The sequence below is a fragment of the Bordetella genomosp. 13 genome (assembly GCF_002119665.1).
Classification (GTDB): Bacteria; Pseudomonadota; Gammaproteobacteria; order Burkholderiales; family Burkholderiaceae_B; genus Bordetella.
The window spans coordinates 3,957,059-3,971,968 of the sequence record NZ_CP021111.1 but is presented as its reverse complement, the minus strand read 5'-3'; the positions used below and the strand labels follow the sequence as shown (position 1 = coordinate 3,971,968).

The following is a 14,910-nucleotide window of genomic DNA, read 5'->3' as shown; positions in this document are numbered from 1 at the left end:
TCATGCCAGTTCGTCCAGCCGCGCACAGGCTACATGATGTCCCGGCGCCACCGTGCGCGGCGCCGGCACGGTCGTGGCGCAGACGTCGGCGGCGCGCGGACAGCGCGTGCGGAACACGCAGCCGGAGGGCGGCGCCAGCGGACTGGGGATCTCGCCCTTGAGCAGGATGCGCGTGCGGGGCGCGCGGGGATCGGGCACGGGGGCGGCGGACAGCAGCGCCTGCGTATACGGGTGGCGCGGCGCGGCGTACACCTGGCGCGTCGGGCCGCGCTCCATGACGCGGCCCAGGTACATCACCACGACTTCCTCGCACAGATAGTCCACCACCGCCAGGTCGTGCGCCACGAACAGCATGGCCAGGCCCAGGTCGCGCTGCAGGTCCTGCAGCAGATTCAGAACCTGGGCCTGCACCGATACGTCCAGCGCCGAGACCGGTTCGTCGGCCACGATGAAGTCCGGCTCCACCGCCAGCGCCCGCGCGATGCCGATGCGCTGGCGCTGGCCTCCTGAGAACTCGTGCGGATAGCGGCCCGCCTGGTCGGCATTCAGCCCTACGCGTTCGAGCAGTTCGCCGATGCGCGCGGCGCGACGGTTCTGCGCCAGGCGATGCGTGTCCAGCGCCTCGCCCAGGATCTCGGCCACGGTCATCCGCGGATTGAGGCTGGCGTACGGGTCCTGGAACACGATCTGCATGCGGCGGCGCCACGGCAGCATGCCGCGCTGGTCCAGCTGCGTGATGTCCGCGCCATCGAACACAATGCGGCCGGCGGTGGGCGCCAGCAGGCGCAGCACCGCGCGGCCGGTGGTGGTCTTGCCCGAGCCCGACTCGCCCACCAGGCCCACGATGGTGTTGCGCGGCACGTCGAAGCTGACGTCCTCGACGGCGTGCACCACCGGCGCGCCGCGTCCCGCGCGGGTGGGGAAGTGGATGGTCAGCCCCTCGACGCGCAGCAGCGGGTCCGGCCGGGTATCGTGGCTCATTGCGGGTTCACCTTGATGCAGCGCGCGCGATGGCCCTGGCCCAGCGCGACGAGTTCGGGCACGACGCGCGTGCAGGCGTCCTCGGCCAGCGGGCAGCGCGGCGCGAACGTACAGCCCGGCGGCAGCGCCATGACGCTGGGCACGTTGCCCGGAATGGGCCGCAGGCGCTGGCGCGCGGCCAGCAGCGCAGCCGTCGGCATGCAGGACAGCAGCCCGCGGGTGTAAGGATGCGACGGCCGATCGAACAGATCGTGCACGCCGGCATCCTCGACCACGCGGCCCGCATACATGACGGCCACGCGATGCGCGATCTCCGCCACCACGCCCAGGTTGTGCGTGATGAACAGGATGCTCATGCCCGATTCGGCCTGCAGCCTGCGCAGCAGGTCCAGTATCTGCGCCTGCACCGTGACGTCCAGCGCCGTCGTCGGCTCGTCGGCGATCAGCACCGAAGGATTGCAGGCCAGCGCCAGCGCGATCATGACGCGCTGGCGCATGCCGCCCGACATCTGGTGCGGATACTCGCCCAGGCGGCGCTCCGCCGCTGGAATCTCGACCCGCTCCAGCATGTCGCGCGCGCGCCGCAGGGCAGCCGCGCGCGAGCCGCCCTCGTGCTGCAGCACCGCTTCGGCGATCTGGTCGCCCACGGTGTACAGCGGATTCAGGCTGGTCATGGGTTCCTGGAAGATCATGGCGATCTCGGCGCCGCGCAGCCGCCGCAGCGCGGCCGGCCCGGCCCGCACCAGGTCGTGCTCGGCGCCGCGCCGGTCGCGCAGCCGGATGCTGCCGCCTTCGATGCGGCCGGCCGGCCTGGCCAGCAGGCCCATGATGGACAGGCTGGTCACCGACTTGCCCGAGCCCGACTCGCCCACGATGGCCAGCGTCTCGCCCCGCGCCAGGTCGAACGTGACGCCGTCGACCGCCCGGGCCACGCCGTCGCGGCTGTGGAAACACGTTTTCAGGTCCTGCACCGACAGAATGACGTCCCTGCTGCTGGCGCTCATCTCACAACTCCTTGCGCAGGCGCGGGTCGAGCACGTCGCGCAGGCCGTCGCCCACCAGCTGCAGCGACAGCACGGACAGCACGATGGCGATGCCCGGAAACAGCATGATCCAGTCGGCCTTGCCCATGTACTGCTGGCCGGCGTTGATCATGGTGCCCCAGGTCGGGATCTCGGGCGACACGCCCACGCCCAGGAAGGACAGCCCGGCCTCGGCCAGGATGGCGTACGCGAAGATGAACGTGCCCTGCACCAGCAGCGGCGACACCAGGTTGCGCAGCACGTGCACCGTGACGATGCGCCACGTGGGCACGCCCAGCGCGTGCGCGGCCTCGACGAAGGGCAGCTCGCGTATCACCAGGGTCGACGCGCGGACGATGCGCGCCAGCCGCGGGGCATACACGATGCCCAGCGCGATGACGACGTTCAGCAGCGACGGACCCAGCGCCGCCACCAGGGCGATGGCCAGCAGGATGTCGGGAAAGGCCATCATGGCGTCGATCAGGCGGGACACGAACTTGTCCGCGCCGCGGAAGAATCCCGCCACCAGGCCCAGCGCGAGACCCAGCACCCCGGACAGCAGCACCACCAGGAAGCCCACCATCAGCGACAGGCGGCCGCCGTACAGCACGCGGCTGAACACGTCGCGGCCGAAGTCGTCGGTGCCGAACCAGTGCGCCGCGCCCGGCGCCTGCAGCCGATTCATGATGGACAGCTTGTACGGATCGAACGGCACGATCCATGGCGCCAGCGCCGCCGCGCCCGCCAGCACGGCCAGCACGGCCAGGCTGATCAGCACGGTCTTGCGCGCCGCCATCAGGCGCAGTATCTGCCAGCGCTCGCCGCTGGCGGGAGTGGACATCGCGATAGCCATGGTTCAGTAGCGCACCCGAGGGTCGACCACGAGGTACAGCAGGTCGATGAACAGGTTGATGAGGACGTAGATCGCGGCGATGACCAGCAGGGCGCCCTGGATGACCGGGTAGTCGCGCCGCAGCACCGCCGACACCACCAGGCTGCCCACGCCGGGCAGGCCGAACACGGTCTCGGTGACGACCGCGCCGCTGATGAGCAGCGCCGTGGTCAGTCCCAGCACCGTCAGTATCGGGATCAACGCATTGCGCACCGCGTGCTTCAGGATCACCTTGCTTTCGGGCAGGCCCTTGGCGCGCGCCGTGCGCACATAGTCGTCGCGCAGCACGTCCAGCATGCTGGCGCGGATGAAGCGGGTAATGAGCGCCGAGTTGACCAGACCCAGCACCACCGCCGGCAGCACCAGGTGCGACAGGCGCGTCAGCATGCTGGCGTCCGGCCCGCCGTAGCCCGCCACCGGCAGCCAGCCCAGCCGCACCGAGAACACCTGCATCAGCAGCAGCCCCAGCCAGAAGCTGGGCACGCTGGACGTGAACATTGAGACACTGAGCACCGACTGGTCCAGCACGGTGCCGCGTTTCACCGCGGACAGGATGCCCACGGGCAGCGCGATCGCGCTGGCGATCAACAGCGCCATCAAGGTCAGCCAGAACGTCGGCTCGGCGCGGTCGGCCAGCGCGGCCAGCACCGGCTTGTCCAGGAAGATCGAACGGCCCAGGTCGCCTTGCGCCAACTGGCCCAGCCATTGCACGTACTGCACCGGCAGCGGCTGGTCCAGGCCCAGGCGGGCGCGCAGGTCGGTGATGTCCTGCTGGCTGGCCTGCGGGCCCAGCATCACGGCCGCGGGGTCGCCGGGCGTGATGCGGATGATCACGAAGACGATAGTCGCCACGATGAACATCACCGCCACCAGGCCGACCAGCCGGTTCAACAGATAACGCAGCACGAGACCTCCCGAAACAGGACGTACGGCCGGCGGCGCGGTTGCCGCTGGCCGTGCGGACTTACTTGGCGTTGGACTTCCAGGCGTTCCAGAAGTACGGCCACGGCGCGGGCACCACGCCCTGCAGTCCGGGCGAGCGCGCGGCCTGGGCGTTGAAGTCGCCGACCTTGATGAAAGGCACTTCGTCGTACACGGCCTGCTGCACCTCGGCCCAGCGCGCCACGCGGGCCTCTTGGGTGCTCGCCTGGTTGAACGCCTGCAGCGCGGCATTGCGGCGCGGAGTGTCCCACCATCCCGGCGTGTCCTTGGAGGGGAAGTCGATCAGCGCCGGCTCGGGCAGGAACGGGCTGTGAGTAATGAAGATGTCCCACAGCGCAGGATCCTGCCGGCGCTGCGTGAGCGTGGCCCAGTCCACCACCTGCATGTCGACCTTGAAGCCGGCCGCCTTCAGGTATTCGGCTGCCACCAGCGCCATCTTGTAGTGGAACTCGTACTGCTGGCTGGTCAGGATGCGGATGGTGCGGTCCTGCAGATTGGCCGAGTCGGCCAGCTTCTTCGCACCCGCCGCATCGCCCTTGTTGTAGACCTTGCCGCCCAGCTGCGTGGCCCAGGGATATCCTTCGGGATACAGATCGCCGTTGAGCTTGTAGAAGTTCTTGTTGCCGAACGCGGCGTACAGCATGTCCTCGTCGTTCAGCGCCATCTGCACCGCCTGCCGCACCGCCAGGTTCGACATGATGCCCTGCCTGGTGTTCAACACCAGCCGCGGCCAGCCGAAGGGGCGCAGCATGACCGGATCGGACCGGCCGTTCTTCAACTTGTCCAGCGACTCCACGGGCAGCGAGTCGACGTAGGCGAACTGCCCGGCCACAGCGCTTTCCACGCGGGTGTTCGCGTTGGCCACGGGCACGAAGCGGATTTCATCCAGATACTGCTTGCGCGCGCCGCCGTAGCCGTCGGGCTGGCCCGCGCGGGCCTCGTAGCCGTCGTAGCGGGTCAGCTGGATGTACTGGTCGGGCACGCGCGCCTTCAACTGATACGGGCCGGTGCCCACGAATTGCGTCAGCGGGGTGGCGATCTTCTCGGCGGGCAGGATCACCGCCGCACCGTTGTTCATGGCAAGCAGGGCGGGGAGCGGCGCATACGGCTGCGACAGCGTGATGCGCACGGTATTAGCATCGACGGCCTCGATGCCCGCGATCAGCGGCGCGGCCTGCTTCCCGCGCGACGCCGTGGTCGTCCAGCGCTTCAGCGAGGCCACCACGTCGGCCGAGTCCATGGCCGAGCCGTCGTGGAAGGTGATGCCCTGGCGCAGCGCGATGGTGTAGATCTTGCCGTCCGCGCTCACGTCGGGCAGCTTGTCGGCCAACAGCGGCGTCACGTTCCAGCGCGCGTCGAACGTGTACAGCGTCTCGAAGATGTGCTGCGTCAGGATGCCCACCAGGTCGGCCGTGCTGGCCATCGGGTCCAGGGTGGGCGGCTCGCCGATGGTGGCCACCGAGATGGTCCCGCCTCGGACAGGTTCGGCACAGAGGGCCGACAACGGGGCCGCGCCCAGCGCGCCGGCCAACAGCAGCGCGGGCAGGCCGCCGCGCAAGATACGGAAGTTCATGGATCGTGCTCCAGTTTGGGTGCGAACTGCCGGGGTCAGAAATAGGTATGCGCGACGCCGACCACGTCGAACCGGTCGTCCAGCAGCAGCAGCTGGCGCCATTTGTCGAAGGTCAGGCAGGGGTGCGAGATGTCGAAGGCCAGCATGTCGCCCACCTGGATGTCGTCGTCGGGAGCGATCTCCATGAAGGCGTGCTGGTCCATCATCGAGGTCAGCCTCCAGTGCGGCGGGGCCGGCAGCGGCGCGGCGCGGCCGGGGCGGTGGTGCGCGCCGGGCACGGGCAGGCCCGCGTCGAAGGCGGCGTCGCGCTTGCCCAGCGCCACGATGGCCAGGCCGGGCTGAGGCAGCGACTGCACATAGGCCCACACCTGCAGGGCCGGCAGCAGGCCGGGCTGCAGGTCGCGCGCCACTGGATTGCTGGCCGCGATGCGTTCGGCCGCGCTGCGATAGATGCCGACGTCGTGGGTCAGATAGCAGCCCGGGCGCAGCACGATCTCCAGCGGCTGGCCGATGTCCAGTCCCGAGAACTCTTCGGCCACCACGTCGAACCACGCCGAGCCCGCGCCGGACAGCAGCGCCGGCCCGTCGCGCCGCAGCAGGCCTCCGGTGGCCAGCATGCGCAGCGTGGCCACGGCGTGCCGCAGGAAGATGCGGATCCCGGCTTCTTCCTTCAGCACGCCTTCATAGATCTCGATGCCGGCCAGCGCCAGGCTGTCCGGCCAGGCTGCAAGCTCGGCCAGCACGTCGTGCAGGCCGGCGTCGTCGCGCACGCCGGTGCGTCCGCCCTCCACCCCCAGCTCGATCAGCACCGGCAGCCGCAGGCCCTGCTCGGCAAAATAGGCGCCCAGCTGGCGCACGCCGGCCGCCGAGTCCACCAGGCAGTAGAAGCTGAAGGAGGGATCGCGCAGCAGCTGCGCCACGATGGCCATATTGGCGCGCCCCACCAGTTGGTTGGCCATCAACACCCGCCGCACACCATGGCGATAGGCGGTGCGCACCTGCGGGGCGGTGGCCAGCGTGATGCCCCAGGCGCCGTTCTCGATCTGGCGGCGGAACAGCGCGGGGCTCATCGTGGTCTTGCCGTGCGGCGCAAGATGGACCTGGTAGGCCGCCATGAACTGCTGCATCCACTGCAGGTTGTGCCGCAGGCGGGTCTCGTACAGCACCGCCACCGGCAGGCTGACGTCTTCGGCCAGCAGGTTCCAGCCCAGCGATGCCACCTGGCCTTCGGTACAGCCGGCGGGGAAGGCCCCCAGCCCTTTGCCATCGGCATCCAGCGGTAGGGAAGAGGAAAGGCGGTCGTTCATGACGGGCTAGAAATTTTTTACAGGAAAATCTGGTTTTGAAGATTATCTTGAAATAAATTTACAAACGGCAGTTGGGGCTTTCCCTAGCGGCTGTCACCGACATGGTGTAATTGGGACTGCCCTTGCCGTACCCGTTTTTGCCATGAGCCCAGACCTGTTCGCCGCCGACCCCGCACACCGGCCCTACGTGCCGCTGGCAGAACGCCTGCGGCCGCGCACGCTGGCCGATGTGGTGGGGCAATCGCACCTGCTCGGACCCGACAAGCCGCTGCGCGTGGCGTTTGATTCCGGCCGGCCGCATTCGATGATCTTCTGGGGCCCGCCCGGCGTGGGCAAGACCACGCTGGCCCGGCTGATGGCCGACGGTTTCGACGCCCACTTCATCGCCATTTCCGCGGTGCTTGGCGGCGTGAAGGACATCCGCGACGCGGTCACCTCCGCCCAGGTCGCTCAGGGGCAGGGCCGTCGCACCATCCTGTTCGTCGACGAAGTGCATCGTTTCAACAAGGCCCAGCAGGACGCTTTCCTGCCCTATGTGGAAAGCGGCCTGTTCACCTTCATCGGCGCCACCACCGAGAATCCTTCGTTCGAGGTCAACTCGGCGCTGCTGTCGCGTGCTCGCGTGTATGTGCTGCAGTCCCTCAGCGCCGAAGAACTGGGCGAGCTGGTGGACCGCGCGGTGCATGCTTTGAACGAAGGCCGCGAGCCCGATGCCATGCTGGACTTCACGCCCGACGCGCGCGAGCAGCTGGCGGCCTGGGCCGACGGCGATGCGCGCCGGCTGATCAGCGCTGTGGAGGTGGTGGCCGAATCCGCGCAGGCGGCGGGCCGCGACACGGTCGACGCCGCGTGGCTGGAGACCTCGCTGTCTCAGAACCTGCGCCGCTTCGACAAGGGCGGCGACGCGTTCTACGACCAGATCAGCGCCTTGCACAAGTCGGTGCGCGGGTCGGATCCGGACGCCGCCCTGTACTGGTTCGCGCGCATGCTGGATGGCGGCGCGGATCCCAAATACCTGTCGCGCCGACTGGTCCGCATGGCCATCGAGGACATCGGCCTGGCCGATCCGCGCGCCACCGAGCTGGCCATCAACGGCGCCGACATCTACGAGCGCCTGGGTTCGCCCGAGGGCGAACTGGCGCTGGCGCAGGCGGTGGTCTACATGGCCTGCGCGGCCAAGTCCAACGCCGTCTACAACGCCTACAACGCCGCCCGCAAGTTCGCCGCCGAACATGGCAGCGCGCCGGTGCCCATGCATCTGCGCAACGCGCCCACCAAGCTGATGAAGCAGCTGGGTCATGGACAGGCCTATCGCTACGCGCACGACGAGCCGCATGGCTATGCGGCGGGCGAGCAGTACTTTCCCGATGGGGTGCGTGCCGCGTTCTACCGGCCGACCGATCGCGGCCTGGAGGCTAAAATCCAGCAGAAGCTGGCTTTTCTGCGCGACCTGGACAAACAGGCACGCCGCGAAAAGTCCTGACGTGTCGTCCCTGCCGGCCGGTTGCCGTCATACGGCGTACCCGCCGTCCAGGCACAATGCCGGCATCGTTTTTTTCCCGCGCAAGCGGTTTCCAACCCGACCCCCACGCCCATGCTAGATCCCATATTGCTGCGCAGAGACCTGCAAACCGTCGTCGACCGCCTGAAAAGCCGTGGCGTCGACTTCGACACGGAACGGTTCAACGACCTGGAATCCCGCCGCAAGGCCGTCCAGACCGAAACCGAGTCCCTGCAGGCGCGCCGCAATGCGCTGGCCAAGCAGATCGGCCAGCTGAAGTCGCGTGGCGAGGACGCCTCGGCCGTCATGGCCGAATCGCAGGCCATCCCCGACCGCCTGCGCCAGCTCGAAGACGATCTGGCCGGCGTCCAGCAGCAGCTCAACGACCTGTTGATGTCGGTGCCCAACCTGCCGCACGAAAGCGTGCCGCACGGCGCTTCCAGCGACGACAACGTCGAGGTGCGTCGCTGGCTGCCCGGCGCGGCCGGCCCCGACGGCAACCCGCCCGGCCTGGGCTTCGAGCCGCGCGACCACGTGGCGGTGGGAGAGCCGCTGGGCCTGGATTTCGACACCGCGGCCAAGCTGTCGGGCGCACGCTTCACCTTCATGCGCGGTCCCATCGCGCGCCTGCATCGCGCGCTGGCGCAGTACATGCTCGACCTGCAGACCACCGAGCACGGCTACACCGAGTGCTACACCCCGTACATCGTGAACAGCTCCACGCTGTACGGCACCGGCCAGTTGCCCAAGTTCAAGGACGACATGTTCGCCGTGTCCAAGGGCGGCGACGATGACGCCAAGCTCGACGAGCATGGCAACGCCTATGCGCGCGAAGACCAGTACCTGATCTCCACGTCTGAAATCACGCTGACCAGCGTGGTGCGCGACAGCATCGTGGCCGCCACGGACCTGCCGATCCGCCTGACCGCGCATACGCCGTGCTTCCGCTCCGAGGCCGGCAGCGGCGGCCGCGACACGCGCGGCATGATCCGCCAGCACCAGTTCGACAAGGTCGAGATGGTGCAGATCGTCGCGCCCGACCATTCGTACGCGGCGCTGGAAGAAATGGCCCGGCACGCCGAACAGGTGCTGCAGGGCCTGGGCCTGCCGTATCGCGTCATGTTGCTGTGCACCGGCGACATGGGCTTCGGCGCCGCCAAGACCTACGACCTGGAAGTGTGGCTGCCGGCGCAGAACACGTGGCGCGAGATCTCGTCGGTGTCCAACTGCGAAACCTTCCAGGCCCGGCGCATGCAGGCGCGGTTCCGCAACGCCCAGAACAAGCCCGAGTTCGTGCATACGCTCAATGGATCGGGCCTGGCCGTGGGCCGCACGCTGGTCGCGGTGCTCGAAAACTATCAGCAGGCCGATGGCAGCGTTGTGGTGCCCGAGGTGCTGCGCCCCTATATGGGCGGCCTGGCCGTGCTTCAGCCCTGACCTGCGCCGGGCCGGCGTTCATGCGTCGGCCCGGTTTCCGCTTCTCCCCGCAAAGCCCGCCACGTGCGGGCTTTGTGCGCTTTTCAACGCCATACGGCTGTCTTTTTTGGCCCGTATGCTGGCGATGTTAATGCGAGTGCTATTGATGTGAACAATTGTGTAGGGGCAATAAAAGGGCCGGATGTTTGCGGCACAATTACGCCGGTGGCGAAATTGCCCTGTCATTTCAATAGAGGAAGCTAACGATGACTTCACGAACGATTGGCGATTTCCGGGTGCGCTGTACTGTAGTCCAGGAAGACCGCGGTTTCGGAATCCGCGTGTGCACACGCCGCATCGGCGGCACCGCACCGGAGAAGATGTGGCAGGTTCCCGGCCTGGCGTCTTACACGAATCGCGACGATGCCGAGCAAGGCAGCCAAGAGATTTTCGAGAAGATCAATGGTGTGCGTTTCAACGGAGAACCCGAGTTTGCCCATGCGTCCGCATAATGGTTGGTGGCGCGCGTCCAGCGCTCCGCGTCGCTGGATCGATGTGATCCGCGTCAATACGTCTCAAACCGACGGCAGGCAGTTGCCCGCCCCAGGCGGCCAGTCCGCGATGTCCGTACCCGTGCCGCGTCCTTTGAACCCGGCATGAAAACGCCGCCCTGAGGCGGCGTTTTTTTTGAATCGGCCCGCCCTCGGTCGGGCGGCCGCGCGAGCAGCTCATCGACGGTCCCAGCCGTGATGACGACCTCGATCCCAGCCGCGCCGATGATGATGATGGTGTCCCCGGTCTTTGTAGTAACGCGGACCGTAATAGACCGGCGCGGGATACACCACGCGGGGCGGCGCGTAATACACCGGCGGGGGCGGGGCCACATAGACGGGCGGCGGCGCCACGTATACCGGGCGGGGCGCCACATACACGGGGGCAGGGTAGCCGTATCCCGGTATGCCGATGCTGACGCCTATGTCCACGCGCGCCAGTGCCGCGGTGGACAGCAGCATTCCGGCAGCGCCCAAGCCTGCGATCAGCCACTTTTTCATGTTGCACCTACCTTGCTGCCCCAGCAGCCGAATTGAAGAAACCGCCGCATCCGTTAGAAAAAACCTGACGGGCCTGCCAGCTGCGAGCGAGGGGTTCCTTCCGCCCGGCAATGCTGGCCGCACTGCGCTTGAGACCATATTGCTCGTCCGGCGGACGCGCCGCAAGCCGCACGAGCGCGTTTGAAATCCGCTGAAACGGGTGTGCAATCAGGCATCCGGTTTTGCCAGGAATCCGTTTAGTTTCATTCATTTACGAACGTGGTGTGGGCGTCCGCCGGGGGTGTCTCGGTATACTCGCGAGCATGACGAACGCGACTCACGACCTCAAGGCCGGGTACTACTGGTACACCATGGCGAACGACCCCCCGGCGATCATTCATATCCACGCCGATGGCGGCGCCACGCTCATGGGTACGGATTTGAGAATGGACGCCGACGACGTCGCGGGCATGATCGCCCAGGGTGAGCAGTTCTTCTGGATCGAGCCGCCGCCTGCGCGGCAGCAGCCCTGACGTCGGACGTCGCCACGCCGCCGTCTTCACGGCGTGTGATTACGAAGCCTGTCCCACGCCGCATCTTCCTTTTCTTGTCTCTGTCCTGACTGCCACAGAAGGTCAGCGGCTCGTGCCCCGCCGAGAGCGGACTTGCGCGGCGCGCACGAACCGATGGCGTCTGGGCATGGCGGCTTTCCCGTCGGACGCATCGCCTCTACCCGCTCACGTCCGGCGTTTGAACCGATAATGTCGGGCAGGAAGGCCCCAAGCGGCTTTAAGCGCGCTTCGGAGAATAATGCAAGCGCGTTTTCCCTGCCTTTGCAAACATTCCCAGTGCGGTTCCCCGGTAATGGGGACATGTCATGATGGAAGCAGTCCTGATGCACATTCGTGCATCAAGGCCTTTCTCAGCCGCCGGCTCTGTCTCCGTCCGTTCACTGGCAAGGCCGTTGTAAGCAAGCGTTCACAAACTCTTCTAATAATTTCATTTTTTGTGGATGTCCTGCTAAGGTTCGCAGGAATTTATCATTCCTGTGCAAAACTCTCCAGAGCGGCGCCAGATTTCGGGATACGGCATGGGCGGTTCGCGGACCTTGCGGAGAGAGCGTTTGGTGGAAATCTGGAAGGGCCGGCATGCGGGCTGGTTCGCCGTGCAGGCCATTCTGGTGTTGCTCCTTCCCGCACTGCTGTGCGCCTACGCCTCGCTCACCGAAGCGCGGCGGGTCACCGCCAGCCAGGCCGACATCGCCGCCCGTGTGTTGCTGCATCAGGCCCAGGCCATGTCGAACTACGCGTGGCGGGTGGTGGAAGAGCTGGGGCCGCTGGCCGGCCGCCCCTGCTCGACGGCCGAGCCCACGCTTCAGTACCTCGAGTCGATTTCGCCGTACCTGCGCTCGCTGTTGTTTGTACGCGACGATGCGATCGTATGTTCCTCCGGCATCAGCAGCGGCGTCCAGCGGCTGTCCGTATTGCTGCCCACGCTGCCGGCCCTGCCGCAAGGGCGTTCCGTTGCCTCGGTATCGGGCACCGCCACAAGTGAAAGCCGTCCGGCCGCCGTGTTCGCCGAGAACTGGAACGGCACCAGCATCGTGGCGGTGGTCGACGGCCAATACCTCATTGACCTGCTCAACACCGTTGCCGACCTGCGCTCGTATTTCGTCGAGATGCATTTCGGTACCGGCGTGTCCATACGCAGCCAGGGAGACGTAGGCCCCGACGACAGCTCGATGGCGCAGGTGCGGCGGCTGCAGTCCGACGACTTCACCGTGCAGGTCGCCGTCACGGTGCCGGCCGCCGACGTGTATGCAGTCTGGCGGCGGGTGGCATTGGAGTTCCTGCCCGCCACACTGGTCCTGGTCGGCGCGCTGGGTTTCACTGCCTGGCGATTGCGGTTGCGCCAGCTGTCTCCAGTCGAGGCTTTGCGCCGCGGCATGCGGCGCGGCGAGTTCTACCTGTGCTATCAGCCGATCTACGACGTCGCGCTGGGCAAGTGCATGGGAGTCGAGGCGCTGATGCGTTGGCGCACCGCGTCCGGTGAGGAGGTGAGGCCCGACATTTTCATTGCGCAGGCGGAAGCGCATCGCATGATCGTGCCGCTGACGCTGCACCTGTTCGAACTGGTCGAGCGCGACGTGGCGCAATGGCCGCCACGGCCCGGCTTCCACGTTGGCGTGAATCTGGCGGCGGACCACCTGATCAGCCCGGACATCATCGAGCATGTGTCGCCATTACGCGCGGCCCTCGGACAGCGCCAGATGCGGCTGGTGCTCGAGATAACCGAGCGCAGCCTGGTGTCGGACTATGAACAGGCTCGCCGCAACATCGATGCGCTGCGCGCGGAAGGCGCGCTGGTGGCCATCGACGACTTCGGCGTGGGCAACTGTTCACTGTCTTATCTGCATCGCTTTCCGGTGGACTATCTGAAGATCGACCGGGGCTTCGTCAGCGCCATCGAATCGGTCGATGGCGAGGCCCCCGTCCTCGACGCCATCGTGTCCCTGGCCAGCCGGTTGAAGCTTCAGGTGGTGGCGGAAGGTGTCGAGACCGATGTCCAATTGCAATACCTGCGCGCACGCGATGTCTCGTATATCCAGGGCTATCTGTATGGTCGCCCCATGCCGTGCAGCAGTCTGGTGCCATGGCTGATGGATCACGGGCTCCAGCCCCTGCATCGTGTCGCGCCCGAGCCGCAGCCCTCGTGAAGCATCGCAGTCTGCCGCACATTCCCATGCAAAAGCAGGGGAGAGGTTTAGTTGCGTTTTCTGGCCTTATGTAAGGGCCTGCTCACGCCAGTAACAGACACGCGGAGTAGAGTGGATCGCACCCCATTAACGAAGTGGATCGCCCACTGACTAAGGAGAAGCACCATGTTTGGATCTTTCTCTCTGCGCCGTACCAGCCTGGCTGCGGCCACCGTCGCCCTGGCTGGCCTGACGTTCGCGGGCTGCACCACCAACACCCAGCAGGCCTCGGCGACCCCGGCGCAGCAGCGCTCCTCGATCAATTCCGCCGCGGACGCGACGCTGTCCAAGCTGTACCAGTCCGCGCCGCAGTCGCGTGAACTGGTTCAACGCGCCAAGGGCGTCCTGGTCTTTCCGGACGTGATCGGCGGCGGGTTCATCGTGGCCGGCGAATACGGAAAGGGCGTGCTGCGCGTCGGCGGCCAGCCGGTGTCCTACTACACGACCGCCGGCGGTTCGATCGGCTTCCAGGCGGGGGCCCAGTCGCGCGCCACCGTGCTGCTGTTCATGACGGACGAGGCGCTGAAGCAGTTCCGCGCCAGCAACGGCTGGACAGTCGGTGCCGATGCCAACGTGGCCATCGCCAAGATCGGCGCCAACGGCAGTATCGACAGCAACACCTACAAGCAGTCGATCGTCGGCTTCCAGCTGAACAATGCCGGCCTGATGGCTGGCGTGTCGATCGACGGCAGCAAGATCACCCGCGATACGTCGCTGTAATGCGCGGGGACCGGGCGGCCACACCGCCCGGTTGCAGCGGCAGTCGGGGCGGCTGGCGCTCGGCTATCATCGCGACATGTCCAGGCCCATGGCCCCGTGCCGCGCCCATATGTCCGCCTTGCCCCGTACCGTTCTTGCCTCCGCCTTCGCCGTCGGCCTGCTGGCTTCCGCAGCGCCGGCCTGGTCCGCCGATGCGAATCCCGCGCGGTTGTACATGGCCAACGGCAAGCCCGCGATCCAGCCGCCTTCGGACTGGACCCAGGTTTCGCAACGCGAAGAAAACGGCAAGCGCTATACGGAATATCGCTTCCCGCTGAAGGCCGCGGCGGGACAGTTCGCGGCGGCCCGGGTGTCGCTCGACCTGCTCGCCCGGTCGGTGCGTTTCGCCGACCTGCCGGCCGAGGAGGCCAGGGCGTTGGAACAGGCCAGCGACGAAGCCATCCAGCAGACCATGCGCGAGGTCCAGAGCATGCCCGGCATGGAGTTCGAGGCGGGCGGTGCGCAACTGATCTATACCGCGCTGGACGCCGGCAAGCGGTATCACTACATCCAGTTCATCAGCGTGAAGGGCGTCGCTCAGGAAGGCAGCGCGCTGGCGCCGGCCGTGGCGGTGGGCCTGCGCTGCCGCAGCGCCGTGGACGAGGACTCGCCGCAGCGCCTGGCCGCGGCCGAGGAACTCGAGTCGCGCTGCTACGACGTGCTGGCCGGCCTGGGTACCCTCGAGGGCGGTACGGTGTCGGGCGCCGGCGGCGGGGAAGATCCGCAATAGC

General features: G+C 67.0%; 14 protein-coding genes. 7 read left to right on the top strand and 7 right to left on the bottom strand.

Going from position 1 to position 14,910, the window contains the following annotated elements; translation table 11 throughout:
* The 6 genes from CAL15_RS17770 to CAL15_RS17745 are packed head-to-tail and all read right to left on the bottom strand — an operon-like array spanning position 1 to position 6,717.
* Entirely contained in the window at positions 1 to 981 is a 981-nt protein-coding gene (locus CAL15_RS17770; protein ID WP_086079805.1) for an ABC transporter ATP-binding protein, read from the bottom strand.
* A complete protein-coding gene (locus CAL15_RS17765; protein WP_086079804.1) occupies positions 978 to 1,985 on the bottom strand; it encodes an ABC transporter ATP-binding protein in 1,008 nt (335 codons plus the stop codon). The genes CAL15_RS17770 and CAL15_RS17765 overlap by 4 nt, the downstream gene beginning before the upstream one ends.
* A 1-nt stretch (position 1,986) precedes the next feature.
* Positions 1,987 to 2,856 carry an ABC transporter permease gene (locus tag CAL15_RS17760; RefSeq protein WP_086079803.1) on the bottom strand — a complete coding sequence of 290 codons (870 nt, stop codon included), beginning with the start codon at positions 2,854 to 2,856 and terminating at the stop codon, positions 1,987 to 1,989.
* 3 nt (positions 2,857 to 2,859) lie between these two features.
* Positions 2,860 to 3,801 (bottom strand): ABC transporter permease, encoded by a 942-nt coding sequence (locus tag CAL15_RS17755; protein ID WP_086079802.1) that lies wholly within the window; start codon positions 3,799 to 3,801, stop codon positions 2,860 to 2,862.
* A 58-nt stretch (positions 3,802 to 3,859) separates the two neighbouring features.
* Complete coding sequence (locus CAL15_RS17750) at positions 3,860 to 5,410, bottom strand: ABC transporter substrate-binding protein (RefSeq protein ID WP_086079801.1); 1,551 nt, start codon at positions 5,408 to 5,410, stop codon at positions 3,860 to 3,862.
* Positions 5,411 to 5,445: 35 nt separating this feature from the next.
* On the bottom strand, positions 5,446 to 6,717 hold the full coding sequence (locus CAL15_RS17745) for an amino acid deaminase (protein WP_086079800.1): 1,272 nt from the start codon (positions 6,715 to 6,717) through the stop codon (positions 5,446 to 5,448).
* A 142-nt stretch (positions 6,718 to 6,859) separates the two neighbouring features.
* Here CAL15_RS17745 and CAL15_RS17740 point away from each other — a divergent pair, with 142 nt between their 5' ends.
* The 3 genes from CAL15_RS17740 (at position 6,860) to CAL15_RS17730 (ending at position 10,146) form a co-directional block, all read left to right on the top strand.
* Positions 6,860 to 8,200, top strand: a complete 1,341-nt coding sequence (locus tag CAL15_RS17740; protein ID WP_086079799.1) for a replication-associated recombination protein A — start codon at positions 6,860 to 6,862, stop codon at positions 8,198 to 8,200.
* A gap of 111 nt (positions 8,201 to 8,311) precedes the next feature.
* Positions 8,312 to 9,655 carry a serine--tRNA ligase gene (gene serS / locus CAL15_RS17735; RefSeq protein WP_086079798.1) on the top strand — a complete coding sequence of 448 codons (1,344 nt, stop codon included), beginning with the start codon at positions 8,312 to 8,314 and terminating at the stop codon, positions 9,653 to 9,655.
* Between the two features lie 245 nt (positions 9,656 to 9,900).
* A complete protein-coding gene (locus CAL15_RS17730) occupies positions 9,901 to 10,146 on the top strand; it encodes a hypothetical protein (protein WP_086079797.1) in 246 nt (81 codons plus the stop codon).
* 216 nt (positions 10,147 to 10,362) lie between these two features.
* On the opposite strand, the gene CAL15_RS17725 is transcribed toward CAL15_RS17730, so the two are convergent.
* Positions 10,363 to 10,686: a virulence factor gene (locus CAL15_RS17725; protein ID WP_086079796.1), complete on the bottom strand. Its 324-nt coding sequence runs from the start codon at positions 10,684 to 10,686 to the stop codon at positions 10,363 to 10,365.
* A 302-nt stretch (positions 10,687 to 10,988) separates the two neighbouring features.
* Between CAL15_RS17725 and CAL15_RS17720 the strand changes: the two genes are divergently transcribed.
* From CAL15_RS17720 to CAL15_RS17705, 4 genes are all read left to right on the top strand, one after another.
* On the top strand, positions 10,989 to 11,198 hold the full coding sequence (locus CAL15_RS17720; RefSeq protein ID WP_086081168.1) for a hypothetical protein: 210 nt from the start codon (positions 10,989 to 10,991) through the stop codon (positions 11,196 to 11,198).
* A 593-nt stretch (positions 11,199 to 11,791) separates the two neighbouring features.
* Positions 11,792 to 13,381 carry an EAL domain-containing protein gene (locus CAL15_RS17715; protein WP_198299079.1) on the top strand — a complete coding sequence of 530 codons (1,590 nt, stop codon included), beginning with the start codon at positions 11,792 to 11,794 and terminating at the stop codon, positions 13,379 to 13,381.
* A 165-nt stretch (positions 13,382 to 13,546) separates the two neighbouring features.
* Positions 13,547 to 14,140: a BPSL1445 family SYLF domain-containing lipoprotein gene (locus tag CAL15_RS17710; RefSeq protein WP_086079794.1), complete on the top strand. Its 594-nt coding sequence runs from the start codon at positions 13,547 to 13,549 to the stop codon at positions 14,138 to 14,140.
* A gap of 109 nt (positions 14,141 to 14,249) precedes the next feature.
* The gene (locus tag CAL15_RS17705; protein WP_086079793.1) at positions 14,250 to 14,909 is read left to right on the top strand and encodes a hypothetical protein; all 660 of its coding nucleotides are present in this window, start codon (positions 14,250 to 14,252) and stop codon (positions 14,907 to 14,909) included.
* The last annotated feature ends 1 nt before the right edge of the window (position 14,910 follow it).